Genomic DNA, 20,594 nt, shown 5'->3' on the forward strand with positions numbered 1-20,594 from the left:
CGCACGCTACTACCGAGTAGTAACTTTCGGCAGGGTTCGTCGATGATCGCTGGCCCATTCGGGCTTTTGGGCGCGACAACGGCGCTGACGCGGAATAACGTCGTTCTGGTGAGTGACCATGGGCACAGCTCGGCCGTGGCTGCGCTGACCGCGCAGTACGCCGCGATGCGCGAAGGTGCGCCGGTGCGGCTCGCGAAGAAGACGTCGAACCTCTTCCGGTTTCGCGCCGATCAGTCGGGCGGGCTGGAGGTAGGAAGGTTCGACCGGGTGCTGTCGGTGGACCCGGTCGGACGCACCGCGCAGGTGCAGGGCATGACCACCTACGAGAACCTCGTCGCCGCGACACTGCCCCACGGCCTCATGCCGTTGGTCGTGCCGCAGCTCAAGACCATCACGATCGGCGGCGCGGTAGCCGGCCTCGGCATCGAGTCGACGTCCTTCCGCAACGGACTGCCGCACGAGTCGGTGCGGGAGCTGGAGATCCTCACCGGCGACGGCGAGGTCGTGATCGCCAAGCCGGACGACGACCTGTTCCGCGCGTTCCCCAACTCCTACGGGACCCTGGGCTACGCGCTGCGGCTCGAGATCGAGCTGGAGCCGGTGCGTCAGTACGTGCGGCTGCGGCACGTGCCGTTCGGATCGTTCGCCGAGTGCGCCGCGCTCATCGAGGAGGTCTGCGCGGACGGTTCCGCGGACTTCGTCGACGGCACGGTGTTCTCCCGCGGCGAGATGTACCTGACGTTGGGGCACTATGCCGACATCGCGCCCTACACGTCGGACTACACCGGCAACCAGATCTACTACCGGTCCATCCAAAAGCGACGCACGGACCACCTGACGATCCAGGACTACCTGTGGCGTTGGGACACCGACTGGTTCTGGTGCTCGCGGGCGTTCGGTGCGCAGAACCCGGTGGTGCGCAGGTTGTGGCCCAAGCGGTATCTGCGTTCGGACGTGTACCGGAAGCTCGTCGCGAAGCACCGGCAGCTGAGGCCGCGCACGGACGTCGAGCCGGTCATCCAGGACGTGGAGATCCCGGTGTCGGCGCTGGCCGAGTTCCTCGACTTCTTCGACCGCGAGATCGGCATCACGCCGGTCTGGCTGTGTCCTGTGAGGTTGCGGGACAACACGGGATGGCCGCTCTACCCGATGGACGCGGACACGTTGTACGTCAACGTCGGGTTCTGGTCGGAGGTCCCGGTGCGGCCGGGAGAGAAGATGGGTGACCGCAACCGGCTGATCGAGCGCGAGGTGGCGCAGCTGGGCGGCCACAAGTCGCTGTACTCGGACTCCTACTACGAGGAGGAAGAGTTCTGGCGGCACTACAACGGTTCGCACTACCGGTCCGTGAAGAGCCGGTACGACCAGACGAACCGCCTGCCTGATCTGTACGCCAAGTGTGTCAGGGGACGATGAATGCGGTTGGCCTCCATTTTTCAGCGCATCACAGGTGGCAGCGACGTTCGCTTCCAGGCCTACGACGGCAGTACCGCGGGACCTTCGAGTGCCCCGGTTTCCATCGATGTCCGAACCCCGGAAGCCTTGTCCTACCTGGCTTCCGCGCCAGGTGAGCTCGGCCTCGCCCGTGCCTACGTGACAGGGCACCTGGAGATCCTCGGCGACGTGCACGCCGGCCTCTCCCAGCTCTCCGAGTTCTCGCTGCGGGAACTCCCGTGGCTGCAACGCGTGGAGCTGCTGCGCTTCCTGGGCAGAATCCGGTTGTCGCACAAGGTGGCCCCGCCGCCGCAGGAGGCCCGCCTGCGCGGCCTGCGTCACTCCAAGGCCCGCGACCAGCAGGCCATCGCGCACCACTACGACGTCTCGAACCAGTTCTACGAGTGGATCCTCGGGCCGTCGATGGCCTACACCTGCGCGGTGTATCCGTCTGTGGATTCCACTTTGGAGGAAGCCCAGTTCGCCAAGCACGATCTGGTGGCCCGCAAACTGGGCCTGAAGTCCGGCATGAAACTGCTGGACGTGGGCTGCGGCTGGGGCGGCATGGTCATGCACGCGGCCCGCGAGTACGGCGTGCGCGCGATCGGCGTCACGCTGTCCCGCAACCAGGCCGAGTGGGCGCAGAAGGCGATCGTCGAGGCCGGCCTGTCCGACCTGGCCGAGGTCCGCCACCTCGACTACCGCGACGTCCGCGAGACGGGCTTCGACGCGGTGTCGTCCATCGGCCTGACCGAGCACATCGGCAAGGCCAAGCTGCCCGGCTACTTCGCCGCGCTGTACGGCAAGCTCAAGCCCGGCGGCCGCCTGCTCAACCACTGCATCACCCGGCCGGACAACAAGCAGCGGGCGTTGTCCGGGCCGTTCATCGACCGGTACGTGTTCCCGGACGGTGAGCTGGTCGGGCCAGGACATCTCGTGTCGTTGATGCACGACACCGGGTTCGAGGTGCGGCACGAGGAGAACATCCGCGAGCACTACTCGCTGACGCTCGCCGCCTGGAGCCGCAACCTGGACGCGCACTGGGACGAGGCCGTGGAGGACGTCGGGGAGGCCAGGGCTCGGGTGTGGCGGTTGTACCTGGCGGCGTCGCGGCTCGGGTTCGACCGCAACAACATCCAGCTGCACCAGGTGCTCGGGGTGAAGCTGGACGGGACGACCTCGCACATGCCGTTGAGGCCGGACTGGCTGTCCTGAAGGGTGGCGGGCGGCTTCCTCGCCGCCCGCCTCGCACTCACGGTGCAGGTACGGGGAACGCGACCGGGCTGCGCCGCCCGTTCACCCCGACCGCCCGCACCCCGAAGAACACGTTGTCCTTGGACAGGTCCACGGTGTGCGCCCCGACCGCCCCGAGTGGAACCCGGTGCGTCCAGTCCGCCGCGTCGGTGGGCCGCCACACCACCTCGTACCCGCCCGCCGCGGGATCGACGTCCCACACCAGGTCCGTCTCGTTCGTGAGCCGATTGGTCCTGATGCGGACGTTGCGCGGGGTGCCGGGGGCGGTGGCGAGCGACCACAGGACGGCGGCGTTCACCCGCGCGACGCGGGTCATGTAGCCGAAGTCGCAGAACTCGGGCAGGTCGCCGTACTGCACACCGTTCTCCACCCGGACGTTCTGGTGCTGGTGCGCGTAGTCCTCGTGCGGCTCGGTGAACCGCGCGGCCGGGAAACCGCGCTCCAGGAACGGGATGTGGTCGCCACCGCGCAGGTACCGGTCACGCCGGTAGATCACCTCGACGGTCATGCCGGTGCCCGCGAGGTCCGTGACGAACCGGGCCAGCTGCCGTGACGGCGAGTCGTTCTCGCCGCCGACCGAGCGCCGGATCGCAGCCTGCGCCGGGGTCTCCGAGGTGGGCACGCCCTCCGCGAACAACCGGACGACCCTCGACGCCTCGGCCGGGGCAGCGCCGACGATGTCGTTGGTGAACATCCCCTGCACCCCGGTCAGCGTCGACGCCAGGTGCGCCGCGCCGAACAGGCCCTGCTCCTCACCGGCGACCGCGGCGAAGATGATCGTCGCGTCCACGTCCCGCGTGGCGATCACCCGCGCGATCTCCATGACCGCCGCGACCCCGGACGCGTCGTCGTCGGCACCCGGTGCGTCGCTGACGGCGTCGTTCGGATCGGACGCCCGCGAGTCGTAGTGCCCGGACACCACGTAGATGCGCGACGGGTCCTTCGAGCCCTTCAGGGTCGCGAGGACGTTGGTGATGGTCGTCGCCACCGGAACCCGCGGCGGGGTCGGTGGCTGCACGAACGACTGCAGCTCGACCTGCAGCTCGCCGGGGTAGGACTGCAGTTCGTGGAAGATCCAGTCCCGCGCCGCCCCGATGCCGCGTACCGGGTCGGTCTGGCTGGACAGCGTGTGGCGGGTGCCGAACGACACCAGCTTGCGCACGGTCGCTTCGATCCGGCGCTGGTCGATCTCGGTCAGGATGCGCCGGAGCTCGCGGTCGGGCTGTTGAGGAGTGGTCGGACGCCCTGGTCCGGTGGGCCAAGCAGACGGGGACGCGTTGGCAGGGGTAACGGCCGCGACCGCAGGGCTCAGAGCCGCCGCGGTCATGAACTGTCGTCGACTGGGCATCACCCCGGTCTAGACCTGATCGGCCGACCCGCACAAGACCTGGTTGTGCGAGCCGGCAACGTTCCGGGCCACACCACTAGCTCAGCTTGTCCACGATCTGCTTGGCCGTGTTGGACGGGATCGCGAACCCGATTCCCACGCTCCCGGCCTCACCGCTGCTCGACGCCGGCGAGTAGATCGCCGAGTTGATCCCGATCAGCTCACCGGCCGCGTTCACCAGCGCCCCGCCGGAGTTGCCGGGGTTGATCGACGCGTCGGTCTGGATCGCCTGGTACGAAACGGAAGAAGCGCGGCGGGTCTCGCCCGGCACGGTCACCTTGCGGTCCAGCGCGGAGACGATGCCGGTGGTCACGGTGCCCTGCAGGCCGGACGGCGAACCGATGGCCATGACGGCGTCGCCGACCTTCACCGAACCCGAGTCGGCCCACTTGATCGGCGTCAGGCCGGACGCTCCCGAGACCTGCAGCACGGCCAGGTCCGAGGCCGGGTCCGTGTTGACGACGGTGGCCGGCAGTTCGCGGCCGTCGTTGAACTTCACGGTGATCTGGCCGCCGGCGGCCGCCACGACGTGGTTGTTGGTGAGGATCTTGCCGTCCGCGGAGAGGATCACACCGGAGCCGAGGCCGTTGCCGACGTTCACCTGCACCACGGAGGGCAGCACGTCAGAAGCGACGGCGCTCCAGTCCAGAGTGGACGTGTTGGAGATCGTCTGCGCGGAGACGGACGTGGAGGTGGGGGTGGAGTCCGGCGAGGCGATCACCGCTCCGGTGACGCCGCCGAACAAGCCCGCGACGAGTGCCGCGGCCGTCAGCATCGGGGCCGTTCGGCGCCAGAACTTCGGGGCGACGACGGCGGGCTGCGGTTCCACCAGTGACCCGCTCATCGCGGGGAAGCTCTGCTCGGTCATGACTCCACGATGGACCCCCATCATGTGAGCCACCTGTGCCGAAACCCTGGAAAACCCTGATAAGAACTAGCTGAGAAGCAGCGAGGAAACCTCTGAGGCCCGCAGCGGTGGCCCGAAGTGCGGGCCCTGCCCGCCGGTGACGCCCAGCGAAGCCAGTCGCGCGGCCTCCGCGGAGGTCCGCACGTCCTCGGCGTAGAGCGGCAGTCGCAGGATCGACGCCCACTTCAGCAACGCCACCGAGGCGCTCTCCTCCACCCTGTTCGCGCCGGCGTCCAGGCCGTGCACGACGGTGCCGGTGAACTTCACGCCGCTCAACGGGAGCAGCCGCAGCCGGTCCACGCCGACGTTGCCGCCGTTCATCTGGTCCAGCACGAGGCCGATGCCACGTTCGGCGAGGATCGTCAGCTCTTCCAGCTGCTCGTCGGTCAGCAACGCCGGCAGGTGCTCGTGCAGCTCGAAGCGCAGCGAGGAAGCGGGGAGGCCGGTGCGGTCGAGCACGCGGGCGACCTCGGCGACGAGTTCGGGTTCCTGGCACAGCCGCGGCGGCAGGTCGATCGACAGCACTGGCATCCGCGAGCCCAGCGTCGCGTGCCACTCGCTCGCCTGCGCGCACGCCTCCCCGAGCGCCCAGCGCACGAGACGGACGATCATGCCGTTGTCGGAGGTCTGCCCCATGAACCTGTCCGGGCACAGCACGCCGTGCTCGGGGTGGTTCCAGACGATCTTCGCTTCGAGGGCGAGCACCGAACCGTCCGCCAGCGAGCGGACGGGCAGGTAGTCGACCCGGAACTGGCCCTCCTCCAGCGCACCGGGGATCGACGCGGCCAGCGCGTATCTCTCCTTGTCGCGGAGATCGCGCTCCCGGTCGTACAACGCCCACTGCGCCTTGCCGTCGCGCTTGGCCCAGCCGACCGTGGCGTCCGCGGCGCGCAGCAGGTCCTCGGCGTTACCGCCGCGGGCCGCCCGCGCCACGATGCCGACGCTGGTCGTCACGCCGATGCCGTGGGCGCGGATCCAGATCGGCTCCTCCAGCCGTGCGGCGAAGTCCTCGACCAGCGCGATCACGCCCCGCACGTCGCGCGGGTCCTTGATCAGGACGCCGAACTCGTCCTCGCCGATCCGCGCGACCTTGCCGACGTGCTCGGTGAACACCGCCCGCAGGTGCGTCGCGACGTGCATCAGCACCCGGTTGCCGGCCTCGTGCCCGAACGCGTCGTTCACACCGCGGAACCCGTCGATGTCGACCTGCACGAGCGCGAGCGCCTCCGGGCCCTTCGAACCGACGGCGCCTTCGAGCCAGCCGAGGAACTGCGCGCGGTTGGGCAGGCCGGTCTGCATGTCGTTGAGGCTCTGCCGCACGAGTTGCGTCTGGAGCGCGCGCATCTCGTTCATGTTCTCGATCATCGTGACGAAGTACGGCGGTGAGTCATCGTGCTCGCGCACCAACGAGATCGCCATGTGTGTCTGGAGCGTCTCGCCGTCGCTGCGGATCATCCGCTTCTCGACCCGGACGTTGTCGTGCCCGGACGCGATCAGCTGCTTGGCCAGCTCCCGCAGCCCTGCCCGGTCGTCCGGGTGCACCAGGTCGCGGCCGCTCATCGTGCGCAGGTCCTCGCGCCGGTAGTCGAGCATCGCCAGCATCGAGTCGTTGACGTCGATGATGTCGCCGGTCAGGCCGCTCACGACGATCCCGAACGCGGCGCTCTGGAAGATCGCCCGGAATTTCGCCTCGCTCGCCCTGACCGCGCTCTCGGCCCGGCGCATCGAGTTGATCGCGGCCGTGCGGCTGATCTCCTGCTGGTCGAGCGTGCGGTCGCGCAGCCCCTCGGCGTACCCGGCGGCGAGCGCGGCCAGCTGCGCCGGCGTGACCGGCGCGTGGTCACCGAGGTAGGTGAGCGTCTGCTCCAGCGTCGCCGAGGAGATGAAGTCGTGCTCGACCATGGACCGGCCGACCCGCCGAGCTTCGTCCACGCCACCGGTGAGCAACTGCTCGACGTACCCGCCCAGCAGTTGCTCGAGCTTCTCGCGCGTCAAGTTCGCGAGAAGGGTGTTGGAGATCGCCGCCGCCCAGCGAACGGCGGGCTCAAGGCTCTCGACCATGCTCATTCAGCTCAGGTGGCCATTCGTGGGGACCGGGGTGATCTGCTGATCGATCGTCGGACGCCAATCGATACGCCTGGCAACCCACTTCCGCCAGATTCGGTCGAACGGGTGACAGCCCCGCGCGATACCACCACCGGGTGTGGGTCCAACGAGCAAGCTTACTGATCACGGGGTACGTGTCCAACCGAACCCCGATTCCCGGCTGGGAATCGTCGATTCGACCACGAATTCACTCGTTTGAACTAATGAATCACCTTGTCGAACGCGAGCGGGCCAATTGTCGCAGGGTCTGCGTCAACGTCGAACAACGGCGTGTACCCGGTCGCCAGGTAGAGCGCTTTCGCCTCGGGTTGGCGCGGTCCGGTGGTCAGGTAGACGCGGCGATATCCAAACGCTTGCGCCTCCTTCTCCAGTTCCTCCACGACCCGGCGCGCCAGCCCGCGTCTGCGGTGCTGCGAATGCGTCCAGATCCGCTTCAGTTCGGCGGTCTCCTCGTCGTGGCGCATGAACGCCCCGCCCGCGATCGCCTCACCGGCCTCCATCAGCAGCAGGAACTGCCCGTGCGGCGGTTCGAAGACGTCTGCGGCCCGCTGCATCTCCTGTGCGCCAAGAGGTCCGTAGCGAGACGTGTACTCGTAGGTCAGTTCGGCCACCAACGGTGCCGCGTCCGGATCGGACTGCCGGACGCGGCGCACTTCGAGCGTGGTCATGCGGCCTTGGCCCGGTCCCGCTTCGCGACCTCCTCGCGCACCAGCGGAATCACGTACCTGCCGAAGTCGATCGCGTCGTCCAGCAGGTCGTAACCGCGTGCGGACAGGATGTCCACGCCCAGGTCGTAGTAGTCCAGCAGCGCCTGCGCGACGGTCTCCGGCGTGCCGACCAACGCGTTGGAGTTGCCTGCCCCGCCTGTTGCCCTCGCGGTCGGAGTCCACAATGCACGATCAAATCGTTCGCCGCGGTCGGCGACGGCCAGAAGTCGTTGGGAGCCGGTGTTCTCCGGATTCGTCAGCGAATGCCTGCGGCTCAGCGGCCCGTTCGCTTTCCGCGCCTCGATCCGGTCCACCGTCCGGTGTGCCTTCTCCCAGGCCAGTTCCTCGGTCGGCGCGATGATCGGCCGGAACGCGACCTGGATCCGCGGCACGTCCGTGCGGCCGGCCTCCTTCGCCGCCTGCTTGACCGACTCGATCTGCTGGGCCGTTTCCGCGAGCGGTTCGCCCCAGAGGCAGAAGATGTCCGCTTCCGCGCCCCCAGCCGCGTACGCCGCGGGGGAGGAGCCGCCGAACGACACGTTCGGGCGCGGTTGCTGCACGGGAAACACATCGCTCACGAAGTCCGCGAAGTGGTAGTGCTCGCCGTCGTGGTCGAAGGCTTCCCTGCTCAGCCAGGCCTTCTTGACGATCTGGATGTATTCGCGGGTGCGGCTGTAGCGCTGGTCCTTGGACAGGTAGTCGCCCTCGCGCTGCTGTTCGTGATCCGTGCCGCCGGTGATGAAGTGCACCGTCAGCCGGCCGTCGCTGATCTGGTCGAGCGTCGCGAACGTCTTGGCGGCGAACGTCGGGTACGAGACGTTCGGCCGGTGCGCCAACAGGATCTGCAGCTTGTCGAGCTTGCTGACGAGGTAGGCCGCGGCCGCCGACGGCTCCGGCGCGCCCGATCCGTACGCGAACAGCACGCGGTCCCACCCGTGCTCTTCGTGCGCCCGAGCGAGCCTGAGCGTGTAGTCCTTGTCGAACGCTCCGCTGGACGAGCGCGGTGTCGTCTCCGACCCGTCGTTCGTGGCGGCGATCCCGAGAAACTCAACTGGCATGACCGATTCCCCAGAGTTGGTAGTGATCGGGGCTGGTGGTGATGGGGTGCGTTGAGGGAGACGCCTTTCGAGTGCACACCTGTTGCCCGGCCGTCGCAACGACGTCCACAGAGCGGGATTTGCTTGCACACGCGGGGTACCGTGGTGGTGTTCGCGTTGAGGGGCGCGGCTCGTTTCTCGTTGCCCATCAACGGAAAGACGCGCATGCGCTCACTCGTCGTGATCGGCGGTGGCCCTCGTGCCGCCGGCCTGCTCGAACGCATCGCCGCCCAGTCACCGTCGCTGGAGCTGGCCGTGCACGTCGTCGACCCGTACCCGCCCGGCGCGGGCCGGGTGTGGCGGCACGCGCAGTCACCGTTGCTGCGCATGAACTCCATGGCCGAGGACGTGACGGTCTTCACCGACTCCTCGTTCGACGGTCTCGGCCCTGTTCGTCCTGGTCCGTCGCTCGCGGAGTGGACCGACATCGACCCGACGTCGTTCCCGGCACGTCAGGTGCAGAGCAAGTACCTCGCCTGGTTCTTCGACCACGTCAAGGAATCTCTGCCACCGAACATCTCGGTGTCCGTGCATGAAGCCCGCGCCTTGAAGGTCGTCGGCAACTGGGTGTGGCTGGACAGCGGGGAGTCGCTGCGGGCCGACGTCCTCGTGCTGACTCTCGGTCACCTCGACGCGGAACCCGAGCCCGAACACCGCAAGCTGGCCGAACACGCCGTGGAGCACGGCCTGGTCTACGTGCCGCCGCTGTACTCGGCCGACGCGGACCTGTCGGACGTCGCGGGGGACGTGGTGCTGCGCGGGTTCGGGCTCGCGTTCATCGACCTGATGGTGCTGCTGACCGAGGGCCGTGGCGGGCGGTACGTGCGCTCGGACGGCGAGTTGCGTTATGTGCCTTCAGGTTTGGAACCACGACTGTTCGTGGGCTCGCGACGCGGTGTGCCGTACCACTCGAAGACCGGCTACCGGCTGCAGGGAACACGTCCGTCGTTGCCGCACTTCTTCACCGCGGATGCGTTGAAGGGCCGCTCTTTGGAGTTTCGTGCCGATGTGTGGCCGTTGATGGCCAAGGAGATCGCGTGGGGCTACTACCACGAGCTCTTCACCGGGCATCCCGGCCTGGTGCGGATGCTGTTCGTGGAGTTCGCGACCGCTTTCACCGCACTGCCCTGGTACAGCTCCGAGATGCGTGCGCTGGAGGCTCTCGCGATTCCTGACCCGGCCGACCACATCGACTTCGAACTGCTGGACCGCCCGCTGACCGGCCTGACCTTCGCGTCGGCCGAGGAGTTCCAGGAGCACCTGCGGGCCTACGTCGAGGCCGACGTGGCCCGGCGCTCGGATCCACGCCACAGCGCCGATCTGGGGGCGTTCCTGGCCTTGCTGTCGGTCTACGGCCAGATGGCACAGGTGATGCCGCACGACGGCTGGTGGCACGGCTACTTCAGCTACCTGGCCTCCGGGCCGCCGCCGGACCGGCTGGAGGAGCTGCTGGCGTTGTCCCGCGCGGGAATCGTGCGGTTCGTCGGCGCCGACATGTGGGTGGAGGCAGTCGACGGCGCGTTCCTGGCCGGCAGCCCGACGACGCCGGACGTGGTGCGCGCCAACGGCCTGATCGAGGCTCGCCTGCCCTCGCACTCGCTGTCCCGCACGGCGGACCCGGTGTTGCAGTCGCTGCGCGCGGTCGGCGACGTCTCCGAGGACGACGCGGGGCTGGTGCGGGTGACTCCGGAGGGCCGCCTCGTCAACGAACGCGGAGAGGCCGACCCGGTTCGGTTCGCCGTGGGGCCTTACACGACCGGCAAGGCGTTTGCGGCGTTCGCGCGACCGAACACGAACGCCCCGGCGTTCCGGCAGAACGACGTCATCGCCCGGGAGTTGCTGAAAGCCCTAGGCGACTGAGGTGTAGCGCCCCTGGTGCCGCACCAGGGGCGCGGCGATGTCGGTGTGCGTGATGTCCAGCGGTTCGCCGACCAGCGCCACGTGATCGCCGACCACGATTCGCCGGGAAGTCCTGCACCGCAACCGAACCGGCGCGTCCAGCAGCCACGGCACGCCGTCGTCGTCCGCCTGCCACCGTGTGCCGGGGCCGAACCGGTCGACGCCCTTCGTCGCGAACAGGTCCGCGAGCGCGGTCTGCCCGGCGTCCAGCAGGTGCACGGCGAACAGCGGCGCCTTTCGCAGCACCGGCCACACCGAGGCGCCCTCTCCGATCCACACGACGACGAGCGGTGGTTCGAAGGACGCCGAGGTGAACGAGCTGACCGTAGTGCCGACCGGTCCGTCCGCGCCGTGCGCCGTCACGATCGTGACGGCCTGGGCGTGGTGCCTCAACGCGTTCCGCAGCTGCTCCTTCATCGCTGCACCAACGCCTTCAGCACGTCCGAATCGAGCGCGAAGTCCGTGACGTGCGCGGGCAGCGAAGCCTCGTTCAGGAACAACGCCTGCGGCACCAGCGCACCCAGTTCGGTCAGGACGGGCCGTAGATGCACCTCGACGGCCAGCGCGTGCCGGTCCGACGCGGCGATCTGGAGCGGGACGACGATCTTGCCCCGCAGCCACGCCGGCGGCGCCTGGTCCAGCACGGCCTTCAGCAGCCCGGTGTACGCGGCCTTGTACGTCGGAGTGGCCACCACCAGCACGTCGGCCTGCCCGAGCGCGGTCAGCGCGGCCTTGATCGTGTCCGGCTCCGTGAACACGGCGGGGGCGAGCGTGGCCGCGTCGACCACCGGCCCGTCGACGGGCACGCCCAGCGTCGAGGCGAGCGCCTCGCGCAGTGCCAGGGCCGCCTGCAGAGTGCGCGAGGCGGGCCGCGGATTGCCGACCAGAACACCGATCTGCGTCATGCCTCCAGCACAGCCGCAAGCCGCAGGACCGTCAACCCGCGTCCACCACGCGAGATCAGAGCAAAATCTCTTTCGCGACCCACGAGTTGATGGCATCGACCCGCGCGTAGATCGCCGGGTGGTTCGGCCGTGCGCAACCGTCGCCCTTCGACACCAGACCGATCAGCTTGCCGCCCGCGACGAACGGGCCGCCCGAGTCACCGTTGCACGCGTCGATGCCGCCCTTCATCACCGCCGCGCACATCATCGATTTGTTCTCGTAGAAGTCGTTGCCGGCACCGTCGTCGCCCCAGAACACGCGACACGTCTCGTCCTCCAGGATCGGGATCGAGGCCTTCATCAGGTAACCGTTGGTGCTGCCGCCCTCCTTCACCGCGCCCCAGCCCATCACGGTGGCGGACTTGCCCGGCGCGTACAGGTGGCGGTCCGCCGCACCGGCCATCTTGATCGGCTTCTGCTTCAGCGCGCGGTCGAGCGTCAGCACCGCGGAGTCGAAGGAGATGCCGTCGTACTGCGGGTTGATGACGATCTTCGTGAGCTTCGCGACGACACCTTCACCGGTGCTGTGCACGTTCTCCCTGCCCGCCACGACCACGCGCTTGTCCAGCGGGATCGGCTTCGGGCCGGTCACACCCTCGTCCACGCAGTGCGCGGCGGTGAGGATCTTGTTCGGTGCCACGACGACCCCGGTGCACCGGGGATCGCGGGTGTCGGCCGTGGGCGCCAGATACACCGCGAACGGATTGTCCTTGATGGACGCTCGGGTGCCGCCGACCACCTGGGCGGACGGATCCGCGACCGCCGTGCCCGCCATCGTGAGCGCGATCAGCGCGGCCGCGACTCCACCTCGTAACAGCATTCGCCGTTCCTTCCGCAGGGAACTTGCTTACGCGGCAAGGAACGGCGAACGTGTCGTCTCAGTTCGTCCACGTAACTTAGGAGACCATGAACAACCCGCCGAACGACGAGACCTGAATCAAGTTCACTTTCTGGGGAGAGATCGCCGATGACCTTCCGACCGGCTTCCGAAGTGGGTTTCAGCACCAAGACCACCCGGTTCGTGGCACCGGGCTCCGCCACGAACGGCGAGTTCGGCCTGTTCGAGTGGCGGATGGAGGCCCGCCAGCCGGGAGCGCGCCCGCACTTCCACAAGACGTTCTCCGAGTCGTTCTACGTGCTCGAAGGCGAGATCACGCTGTTCGACGGCGACGAGTGGATCAAGGGTGGCGAGGGCGACTTCCTCTACGTGCCGCCGAACCGCCCGCACGCGTTCCGAAACGACAGCGACGCTCCCGTGCGGATGCTGATCCTCTTCGCACCGGGGATCGCCCGCGAGAACTTCTTCCTGGAGGTCGGCGCCGCGAAGGGCCTGCCGCCGGAGGAGCTGGCGGCCTTCTACGCGCGCCACGACCAGTACAACCTGTAGTGCGGTGCCCTCTGGGGGGATGGGCACCGCACTATCCAGGTGCCGCCGACCGCCACTGCCCGGTGAGGGGGGTTCTCCGGTGGTGTCGGTCGACGGCGGGTTGACCGCGGCGCGAGCACGCCGCGCCTGCGGAAGGGCTGTTCCAACCTGGGGGTGTCGGATCGCCCTGGCGCGCAGCTCGAGCGCCCGCGGCCAACCACATTGTTGAACGTACAACCGGACCGCCGTGTTCCACTCGGCTTTGAGTGTGACCAGGCTCAATTCCTTCAGGTCGTCTTCAGGTTCTTACCCCTTCAGACGCGCGCGGTGATCAAGTGCTCACGACAGGTCGTTGAGCTTGCGTTCCGCGGCCTTGCGAGCCTTCTCCGCCGCCGCCGTGACCCGCTTGGCGTCCTCCAGCCGTTCCGCCGCCCGGTCGAACGCCCGCTGAGCCGCCAGCTGATCGGCCTGAGCCTCCCCGAGCCCCTGCTCCGCCTCGTCCAACGCCTGCTGAGCCTCTGCCCGCTTGCGCTCCTGCCGCTCCCGGCGCTTGCGGGCCAGCGCGTCCTCACCGTCCGGCGTCGGCTCCGGTGCCGGCAGCGCGAACCCGAACCCGGAGTACTCCAGCCCCTTGGTGAGGTGGCCCCTGCGCACCTGCTCGGCCGAATCGGGGTCCGCCATCGCCGCCGTGAGCGTGTTGCGCACCTGCGTGACGGCGTCGTCCGCGAGCGGCCCGGTCAGCTCCAGCGTGCGGTAGACCAGCGCCTCCATCAGCTCCTTGCGCTTGCGGCCGAGCTCCCGCATGGTCAGCTGCGCGGTGGAGAGGCCCAGCGCCTCCTCCAGGCCTTCCGGGGCGTCCCGGACCAGCCTGTTGACCGCCCACGCGCCCACGGTGGGCCTGCGCAGGTCGGCGATGGCCTTGGCGAGGTCCTTGTCGTCGGCCTGCTTGGCGGCGGCGTTGCGGGCGGCGGTGAACTCCTTCGGAGGCAGCCCGTAGAGCTCGTCGGCGACCGGCTTCAGGTCCATGCGCGCAAGGTAGCGCCTGAACAGCTGTTAGTCGTGCGGAACGTCCAGCACCGCGAGCGATCTAGCGGCGGTCTCGGTGTACTCGTGATCTTTGCCGAGGATGCGCAGGGCCAGCTTGTGCGCGTCTTCGAGCACAACCCTGGCTTCGGTTACTTGTCCGGCCAGGATGAGCGTGAGCCCGAGATCGCAAGCCGCCGTGACGCACTCAGGATGGTCGGGGCCGAGTTCGCTGCGCTTTTCCTCCAACACCTTGGTCAGCAGCTGAAGCCCCTCTTCGTGGCGCCTCATATTGGAGTAAGTACTGCCGAGCAACGACATTGTGATACGTATCGAGTTGGCCCTGCACGTGTGCAGTGACCTCTTTTCCTGAAGATTCTCCTCAAGTAGTTCGATTGCTTTTTCTGGCCGCCCGATCTCTAGGTACGCGCGGGCGAGATCATCGGTCGCGGAGAGCATGTCGTGCCGTGGTGCGTCGTCCGGCCACGTCTGAATGACTCGCTCGTACAACGCAATCGCTTCCTCCCTGCGATCGACCGCCCGGTACCACCTGGCCAGTGCAATCGTGAGGATGAGCGTACGAGGATCGCGTTCGCCGAACTCTCTCACTGCCGTCGCGAGGCCATCTTCCAGATCGGACGTCGGATCCTCGGCATCCTTTCTCCGGGCGTGGGTGGCAATGTTTCGCAATGCGGTTTGGGTCAACGGATGGTTGTGGCCGAGGAGTTTGACGCAGTCGCGATAGTTTTGCATGGGCAGCGTCGGGCGGGAGTAGTCCAGGGTCAACCCGAGAAAGTTCTTCGTCCACAGGCGCAGCCAGACCAGTTTTTCATTCAGATCGCGCTTCTCGGATCCGGCGGCGTTGTTCCACAACGCGTCGATCTGCCGGACCAGATCGTGGCCGGAGTAGCGCCTCGTCCACAGATCACCGTCCATCAGATCGTTGGCGTGAGCCCCCATCGCGTGTGCTGCCCGCAACAACACGACTTCGTAGGCGTCAGCGGCTTGGCAGCGATCCCTGATCACCCGCTGCACCAGCCGGTGCATGATCACGGACGAGCCGCCGGCGAACTCGACCAGGGACGCCTCGTGCAGCAGTGCCAGCTCGTCGTCGGCAGATTCTCCGAACAGCTCGCGCGCCACCCCGTCGGGTGACAACACGGACAGCATCTCCGTGGTCTCGCTGCCGAAGAACGGCTCCAGCGCGATCAGGATGGCCGTCGCTGCCCCCAACGGATACGGGTCGCCGTCCCGCCGGTTCAGGTACTTCTCCGCTGGGAACTTCCGGAAGTGGTCCAGGTAGGTCGCGTAGTCCCAGCCAGCACGGATCCTCGCTGCGGCCTGACCGAGTGCGAGCGGCAGATACCCGACCTCGCGTGCGAGCTCACCGGCAGACGCGTCATCGACGATCCCGGTCGCCTCGCGGAGGAAGCGCAACGCCGTCTCCTCGTCGAACACGTCGACCGGCACCTCACGCCCCAAATGCGACCCGCGCACCGTGCTGGTGACCACGACCTGCGTGCTCCCGGCCCCTGGCAAATACGGCCGGATCGAGTCGAGCGACACCAAGTTGTCGAACACGATCAGGGCGTTCCCCTGCCGGATCTGCAGGTGGTTGCGGACACGGGTGGCGGTCACATCAGCGGTGTCCTCCGGCTGGCGCAGCCCGAGCTGTTCGGCCAGCTCGGCCATGCCGGCCGTGATCTGGTCGTCGGTCTCCGCGCCCACCCACGCGACGAGCCATCCGTCCCGCACCCGACGGCGGGCGTAGGCGGCCGCGACCTGGGTCTTGCCGACGCCGCGTTGGCCGGTCACCGCGCACACCACACAGACCTCGCCGGTCATGCCGGCCAGAGCGGCGACCTGTCGTGGCGTCTGGAAGTTCGGTGGCTCGTGCGGGATCAGGCCGGTGACGACCTGGCCGGCCGTGGTCGGGGTCACCGGGGCGGCGGGCGCGGCGTGGAAGTGGATGTCGCCGTGCACCTGGTCTGCCTGGACGGCCTGACGCATCTCGCTGGACGCGATCGTGTTGGACGCGTGCGTTGTCGGGCCGGCGTCGGCGACAGTGGCCACTGCGGGCTTGTCGCGGCCTGCCCACCAGGCCAGCACTGACACGAGCAGTGCGCTCGGGATGGCCGCGATCCCGATCGCGTCGCCGGAGGAGCGGTTCAGCCAGGCCTCGCACAGCCACCACACGCCGGCGAACACCGCGGCGCCGGACGCCACGGTGATGATCCACTTCCACGTGCGCGGCATCACGCCACCTTAGGGCCGATCGTTCCGTCCCTCACGGAATCGGAGCTGAGCTGTCGAGTGCTACAGCGCCCCGTCACTCAACAACGCGAGCTTCCACGGCGTTTGTAGGTCGAGTACCCGAATCGGGTAAACAGGATGGGGAGATGCACACCAGGTGGAGATGGGTCCTGTTCGGGCTCGGCGGAGCAGTGGCCGTCAGCGGGCCGATCGCGATGGCGGGCGGCCCCTGGTTCGGCTACGTCTTCGGCGGCCTGTGGTCCCTCATGGGCGGCACGGTCGCGTGGCGCAGCTTCGGCATGGGCACGAAGCTCACCGCCGAGGGCATCACGTCGAGAAGCCTCGACCGGCAGAGCGTCATCGAGTGGTGTGACGTCCACACGATCGAACCGGCGCGCCGGCGGAACCTGATCTTCTTCCACACGATCGCGCCCGTGGTCAGGTTGCGCAGCCGCAAGGAGACGCTGACCGAGCTGAGTCTGCTCTCGATCAAAAAGGACTCCGTGCCCGCGCGGACGGCGGATCACGTCGCCCAACTCCAGCGGGCGCTAAAAGCGCATCGGGGTAACTGTCCGTCGTGCGGAGCGCAGCCGAAAGTGGTCGCGACCGGCCAGAGCATCGTTGCCCGCGTGCGGTCGAGATTGCGTTCGCTATTGGGCGGAAATAGCGATCAGTCCATCGTCCGCTGACGGGATCCTGTTACACGGCAACGACGTTCACCGTTGACGCAGCCTTGACATTCCCCTCCATCAGCTCTTGACTGGAAGGCATCTGCTCGTTCCACGGCTAAAGAGAAACGCGCAGCACTATTAGTGTGCGCGGACAAGACTCTGAACAGTCCAATGTGGATCTCGAGAATGCTCCGAGGAGACGATTGCCTCTCGCGAGGCGAAGAGATGTGCTTCGGAGCACTCTTTACCCCACGAAGGGCACATGCGCCGTGAAGAACTGGAGACGCCGCACCGGAACGGTCTTGTTGACCGCGGTGCTGGGCACTGCCGGGCTCGGCTTCGCCGCCACCCCTGCAATCGCGCAGAACGCTCCGCAGCAACCCGCCGCGGACAAACAGCTCGACAAGCTGGACCGCGAGCTCGTCGACGAGGCCGCCCGCCAGGGCAAGGCGACCGTCGACCTGCTGGTCGCCGCCGAGGACGGCAAGACCGATGCCGCGGTCAACGACCTCAAGGCTCTCGGCGCCACGGTCCAGAAGACCGAGAAGGACGTCGACTACGTCAAGGTCACCATCCCGCGCGACAACGCGGCGAAGGCCGCCAAGCTGGCCTCGGTCAGCACGGTGGACGTCGACGGCCTGATCGCCGTCGACGACCCGCGCCCGCAGGGCATGGAGCAGCCGGCCCCGCAGAAGGCTCCTGACTCGAAGACCCCGCGCACCAACCCGTACATGCCGACGCAGGACACGCAGGCGGCGCAGTTCGCCACCGCGCACCCGAAGTGGGACGGCCGCGGCACCACGATCGCCGTGATCGACTCCGGCATCGACCTGGACACCCCTGCCCTGCAGACGACCAGCACCGGTGAGCGCAAGATCATCGACTGGTACAACGCGAACGCCACGAACTCCGGCGACGGCACCTGGGTCACCATGACCAAGACCGGTCGCGTCGGCAAGTTCGTCGAGGGCGGCAAGGAGTACACGGCGCCGGCGACCGGTGGCCCCTACTCGTTCGGCCTCTTCCGCGAGATCGCGGGCGACCTCGGCGGTGCCGGCAGCGAGATCGGCGGTGACATCAACCGCGACGGCGATCGCCTCGACTCGTGGGGCGTCATCCAGGACATCACGACGAAGGAAGTTTTCGTCGACACCGATGGTGACGGCAACTTCACCAACAACCCGCGGATGATCGACTACAAGGTCAAGAAGGACTCCGGTTTCTTCGGCACCGACAACCCCGCGACCCCGGTGACCGACCGCGTCGCGTTCGTCGTGCAGACCGACCGCTCGATCTACGACAACGCGGGCACGCCGTTCGTCAACCTGGGCATTTCGGCCGGCGCGCACGGCACCCACGTCGCCGGCATCACCGCGGCGCACAAGCTGCTCGACGGCAAGATGGCCGGTGCCGCGCCGGGCGCGAAGCTGATGGCCATCAAGGCCTGCCTCTCCACGCCGGCCTGCACCAGCTCCGGCCTCGTCGACGGTGTCCTCTACGCCGCGCGCAACGGCGCCGACGTCGTGAACATCTCCATCGGTGGCCTCCCGGCGCTCAACGACGGCAACAACGCCCGTGCGGAGCTCTACAACCGCACGATCAACGAGTACAACGTCCAGATCTTCATCTCGGCGGGCAACTCGGGTGCGGGCGCGAACACCGTCGGTGACCCGTCGGTCGCCACGGACGCGGTGAGCGTCGGCTCGTACATCACCAAGGAGACCTGGCTCTCCAACTACGGCTCGACGACCGCGCAGAAGCAGAACCTGCACGGCTTCTCGTCGCGCGGCCCGCGTGAGGACGGCGGCTTCAAGCCGAACATCGTCGCGCCGGGTTCGGCGATCTCCACCACGCCGCGCTGGCAGCCGGGTGGCCCGGTGGCGGGCACCTACGCCCTCCCGGCCGGGTACTCGCAGTTCAACGGCACCTCGATGGCCGCCCCGCAGGCGACCGGTGCCGCCGCGCTGCTCGTGAGCGCGTACAAGGCCGAGCACAACGGCGAGCGGCCGACGAGCGCCGAGCTGCGCTATGCGATCCAGCGCAGCGCGAACTTCGTGAGCACCCTCGGTGCCTACGAGCAGGGCGCTGGTCTGTTCAACACCAACGCTGCCTGGTCGCTGCTGGACAGGCACGGCGTGCCGAACCAGGTCACCACCTCGGTGCCGGTCAACACCGTCCTCAGCGGACTGCTGGCCACCCCGAACGTCGGTGTCGGCATCCACGACCGTGAAGGCGTCACGGCGGGCCAGGAGTACACCCGCACCTACACGCTGACCCGCACCACGGGACACGATCACCTGGAGACCTGGAAGGTTTCCTGGAAGGGCAACGACGGCACGTTCAAGGCCGCGAAGACCGTGGACCTGCCGTTCAACACGCCGGTGCAGTTCCCCGTCAAGATCAAGGCCGGTACCGCGGGCGTGCACAGCGCCGTCCTGCAGCTGGACGACGTGGAAACCCCGGGCGTCGACGTGCAGACCCTGAACACCGTGTTCGCGGCGGAGAACTTCAACGCCGCCAACAAGTTCTCGGTCACCAAGTCCGGCACGATCGCGCGCAACCAGTCGACCAGTCTCTTCGTGAACGTGCCCCAGGGCACGACCGCGCTGAAGATCGACATGGCCGCCGGTGGCGCTGAGGCCGGCAAGGGTCAGGTCCGCTTCCTGCGCTTCACCCCGCAGGGCGTGCCGCTCGACGTGACCAGCTCGACCAACTGCTACAACCCCGACGCGGGTGCCGGTTGTGCTGGTGGCACGCCGACCAGCCGCACCATCACCAGCCCGATGTCCGGTGTCTGGGAGATCGTGGTCGAGGCCCGTCGCACCTCCGACGTCGCTGAGGCGCCGTACTCGGTGACCGCGTCGGTGCTCGGCACGACGATCAGCCCGAACCCGGACGTCATCGCGTCCGCCACGCTGGGCACGCCGCTCAACCGCAGCTACACCGTCACGAACACGCAGGCCGCGTTCAACGGCCGGCTCGTGGCCGGTGCGGTCGGCAGCGCCAAGACGGGCCGCCTGACGATCGGGAACCTGGAGACCCAGGAGTACGCCATCCAGGTCCCGGCTGGTGCGTCGCGGCTGACCGTGACGATCGGCAACCCGTCCGACCAGGGCGCCGACCTCGACCTGATCGTGCAGAACTGCACGTCGGGCACGTGTCTGACCGCTGGTCAGTCCGCGGACGGTGACTCCGAGGAGTCGGTGACGCTGGCCAACCCGGCCGCCGGTGCGTGGAAGGTCATCGTGGACGGCTTCGCGGTGCCGCAGGGCACCACGCAGTACGACTACTTCGACGTCTACACAGCCGCCGGTCTCGGCACGCTGTCCGTGACCGACGCCAACGCCGACCGCGCCGCCGGTGCGTCGTGGACGGTGCCGGGCGTCATCACGGCGCAGGGCCAGCCGGGTGCCGGCCGCGTGCTGCGCGGTGAGCTCGAGGTGCGCACGGCGGACGAGAACGTCGTCGGCCGCGGTGCCGTGATCATCGAGTCCGTCAGCTGAAGCTCGACTGAATGACGCGGAAAGCCCCAGGATTCACGAGATC

General features: G+C 68.0%; 17 protein-coding genes. 7 read left to right on the plus strand and 10 right to left on the minus strand.

The features are described 5' to 3' along the window. Nucleotides 1-66 precede the first annotated feature (66 nt). Together ACWGE0_RS27960 and ACWGE0_RS27965 are read left to right on the plus strand one after the other, a co-directional pair. Complete coding sequence (locus tag ACWGE0_RS27960; protein ID WP_452263943.1) at nt 67-1,416, plus strand: FAD-binding oxidoreductase; 1,350 nt, start codon at nt 67-69, stop codon at nt 1,414-1,416. Further along, nucleotides 1,417-2,649: a class I SAM-dependent methyltransferase gene (locus tag ACWGE0_RS27965; RefSeq protein WP_452263862.1), complete on the plus strand. Its 1,233-nt coding sequence runs from the start codon at nt 1,417-1,419 to the stop codon at nt 2,647-2,649. Nucleotides 2,650-2,686: 37 nt separating this feature from the next. Here the strand turns inward: ACWGE0_RS27965 and ACWGE0_RS27970 are convergent, their stop codons facing one another. From ACWGE0_RS27970 to ACWGE0_RS27990, 5 genes are all read right to left on the minus strand, one after another. Then, nucleotides 2,687-4,015 (minus strand): M20/M25/M40 family metallo-hydrolase, encoded by a 1,329-nt coding sequence (locus ACWGE0_RS27970; RefSeq protein ID WP_452263863.1) that lies wholly within the window; start codon nt 4,013-4,015, stop codon nt 2,687-2,689. A gap of 97 nt (nt 4,016-4,112) precedes the next feature. After that, a complete protein-coding gene (locus ACWGE0_RS27975) occupies nt 4,113-4,943 on the minus strand; it encodes a S1C family serine protease (protein WP_452263864.1) in 831 nt (276 codons plus the stop codon). A 66-nt stretch (nt 4,944-5,009) separates the two neighbouring features. Further along, entirely contained in the window at nt 5,010-7,043 is a 2,034-nt protein-coding gene (locus ACWGE0_RS27980; protein WP_452263865.1) for a putative bifunctional diguanylate cyclase/phosphodiesterase, read from the minus strand. Nucleotides 7,044-7,288: 245 nt separating this feature from the next. Continuing rightward, complete coding sequence (locus ACWGE0_RS27985; protein WP_452263866.1) at nt 7,289-7,756, minus strand: GNAT family N-acetyltransferase; 468 nt, start codon at nt 7,754-7,756, stop codon at nt 7,289-7,291. After that, on the minus strand, nt 7,753-8,853 hold the full coding sequence (locus ACWGE0_RS27990; protein WP_452263867.1) for an LLM class flavin-dependent oxidoreductase: 1,101 nt from the start codon (nt 8,851-8,853) through the stop codon (nt 7,753-7,755). Before ACWGE0_RS27990 ends, ACWGE0_RS27985 begins: the two co-directional genes overlap by 4 nt. A gap of 204 nt (nt 8,854-9,057) precedes the next feature. Between ACWGE0_RS27990 and ACWGE0_RS27995 the strand changes: the two genes are divergently transcribed. Next, nucleotides 9,058-10,752, plus strand: a complete 1,695-nt coding sequence (locus tag ACWGE0_RS27995; protein WP_452263868.1) for an FAD/NAD(P)-binding protein — start codon at nt 9,058-9,060, stop codon at nt 10,750-10,752. On the opposite strand, the gene ACWGE0_RS28000 is transcribed toward ACWGE0_RS27995, so the two are convergent. From ACWGE0_RS28000 to ACWGE0_RS28010, 3 genes are read right to left on the minus strand one after another with little or no spacing between them, the layout of a single operon-like run. Continuing rightward, nucleotides 10,741-11,208, minus strand: a complete 468-nt coding sequence (locus ACWGE0_RS28000; RefSeq protein WP_452263869.1) for a flavin reductase family protein — start codon at nt 11,206-11,208, stop codon at nt 10,741-10,743. The two genes, ACWGE0_RS27995 and ACWGE0_RS28000, sit on opposite strands and share 12 nt — an antisense overlap. Beyond that, nucleotides 11,205-11,696, minus strand: a complete 492-nt coding sequence (locus ACWGE0_RS28005) for an NADPH-dependent FMN reductase (RefSeq protein ID WP_452263870.1) — start codon at nt 11,694-11,696, stop codon at nt 11,205-11,207. The genes ACWGE0_RS28000 and ACWGE0_RS28005 overlap by 4 nt, the downstream gene beginning before the upstream one ends. A 55-nt stretch (nt 11,697-11,751) precedes the next feature. After that, complete coding sequence (locus tag ACWGE0_RS28010) at nt 11,752-12,555, minus strand: S1 family peptidase (RefSeq protein WP_452263871.1); 804 nt, start codon at nt 12,553-12,555, stop codon at nt 11,752-11,754. 147 nt (nt 12,556-12,702) lie between these two features. Between ACWGE0_RS28010 and ACWGE0_RS28015 the strand changes: the two genes are divergently transcribed. Then, the gene (locus tag ACWGE0_RS28015) at nt 12,703-13,122 is read left to right on the plus strand and encodes a cupin domain-containing protein (RefSeq protein ID WP_452263872.1); all 420 of its coding nucleotides are present in this window, start codon (nt 12,703-12,705) and stop codon (nt 13,120-13,122) included. Nucleotides 13,123-13,440: 318 nt separating this feature from the next. On the opposite strand, the gene ACWGE0_RS28020 is transcribed toward ACWGE0_RS28015, so the two are convergent. Further along, nucleotides 13,441-14,127 carry a hypothetical protein gene (locus ACWGE0_RS28020; protein ID WP_452263873.1) on the minus strand — a complete coding sequence of 229 codons (687 nt, stop codon included), beginning with the start codon at nt 14,125-14,127 and terminating at the stop codon, nt 13,441-13,443. Nucleotides 14,128-14,154: 27 nt separating this feature from the next. Beyond that, on the minus strand, nt 14,155-16,107 hold the full coding sequence (locus ACWGE0_RS28025; protein WP_452263874.1) for a tetratricopeptide repeat protein: 1,953 nt from the start codon (nt 16,105-16,107) through the stop codon (nt 14,155-14,157). 148 nt (nt 16,108-16,255) lie between these two features. On the opposite strand from ACWGE0_RS28025, the gene ACWGE0_RS28030 reads away from it, so the two are divergent. The 3 genes from ACWGE0_RS28030 (at nt 16,256) to ACWGE0_RS28040 (ending at nt 20,551) form a co-directional block, all read left to right on the plus strand. Continuing rightward, complete coding sequence (locus ACWGE0_RS28030) at nt 16,256-16,393, plus strand: hypothetical protein (protein WP_452263875.1); 138 nt, start codon at nt 16,256-16,258, stop codon at nt 16,391-16,393. 175 nt (nt 16,394-16,568) lie between these two features. Next, nucleotides 16,569-17,066 carry a hypothetical protein gene (locus ACWGE0_RS28035; protein ID WP_452263876.1) on the plus strand — a complete coding sequence of 166 codons (498 nt, stop codon included), beginning with the start codon at nt 16,569-16,571 and terminating at the stop codon, nt 17,064-17,066. 251 nt (nt 17,067-17,317) lie between these two features. Beyond that, nucleotides 17,318-20,551, plus strand: a complete 3,234-nt coding sequence (locus ACWGE0_RS28040; protein ID WP_452263877.1) for a S8 family serine peptidase — start codon at nt 17,318-17,320, stop codon at nt 20,549-20,551. Nucleotides 20,552-20,594 lie beyond the last annotated feature (43 nt).

It is taken from the genome of Lentzea sp. NPDC054927, from assembly GCF_053610285.1.

Excerpts from the sequence above, each read along its gene's own strand:
- ACWGE0_RS28010 (WP_452263871.1), bottom strand. The coding sequence starts at position 12,555 with ATGCTGTTACGAGGTGGAGTCGCGGCCGCGCTGATCGCGCTCACGATG.
- ACWGE0_RS27980 (WP_452263865.1), bottom strand. The coding sequence starts at position 7,043 with ATGGTCGAGAGCCTTGAGCCCGCCGTTCGCTGGGCGGCGGCGATCTCC.
- ACWGE0_RS28015 (WP_452263872.1), top strand. The coding sequence starts at position 12,703 with ATGACCTTCCGACCGGCTTCCGAAGTGGGTTTCAGCACCAAGACCACC.
- ACWGE0_RS27995 (WP_452263868.1), top strand. The coding sequence starts at position 9,058 with ATGCGCTCACTCGTCGTGATCGGCGGTGGCCCTCGTGCCGCCGGCCTG.
- ACWGE0_RS28030 (WP_452263875.1), top strand. The coding sequence starts at position 16,256 with ATGGCCGCGATCCCGATCGCGTCGCCGGAGGAGCGGTTCAGCCAGGCC.
- ACWGE0_RS28005 (WP_452263870.1), bottom strand. The coding sequence starts at position 11,696 with ATGACGCAGATCGGTGTTCTGGTCGGCAATCCGCGGCCCGCCTCGCGC.
- ACWGE0_RS27990 (WP_452263867.1), bottom strand. The coding sequence starts at position 8,853 with ATGCCAGTTGAGTTTCTCGGGATCGCCGCCACGAACGACGGGTCGGAG.
- ACWGE0_RS27965 (WP_452263862.1), top strand. The coding sequence starts at position 1,417 with ATGCGGTTGGCCTCCATTTTTCAGCGCATCACAGGTGGCAGCGACGTT.
- ACWGE0_RS28020 (WP_452263873.1), bottom strand. The coding sequence starts at position 14,127 with ATGGACCTGAAGCCGGTCGCCGACGAGCTCTACGGGCTGCCTCCGAAG.
- ACWGE0_RS28000 (WP_452263869.1), bottom strand. The coding sequence starts at position 11,208 with ATGAAGGAGCAGCTGCGGAACGCGTTGAGGCACCACGCCCAGGCCGTC.
- ACWGE0_RS27975 (WP_452263864.1), bottom strand. The coding sequence starts at position 4,943 with ATGACCGAGCAGAGCTTCCCCGCGATGAGCGGGTCACTGGTGGAACCG.
- ACWGE0_RS27970 (WP_452263863.1), bottom strand. The coding sequence starts at position 4,015 with ATGACCGCGGCGGCTCTGAGCCCTGCGGTCGCGGCCGTTACCCCTGCC.
- ACWGE0_RS27985 (WP_452263866.1), bottom strand. The coding sequence starts at position 7,756 with ATGACCACGCTCGAAGTGCGCCGCGTCCGGCAGTCCGATCCGGACGCG.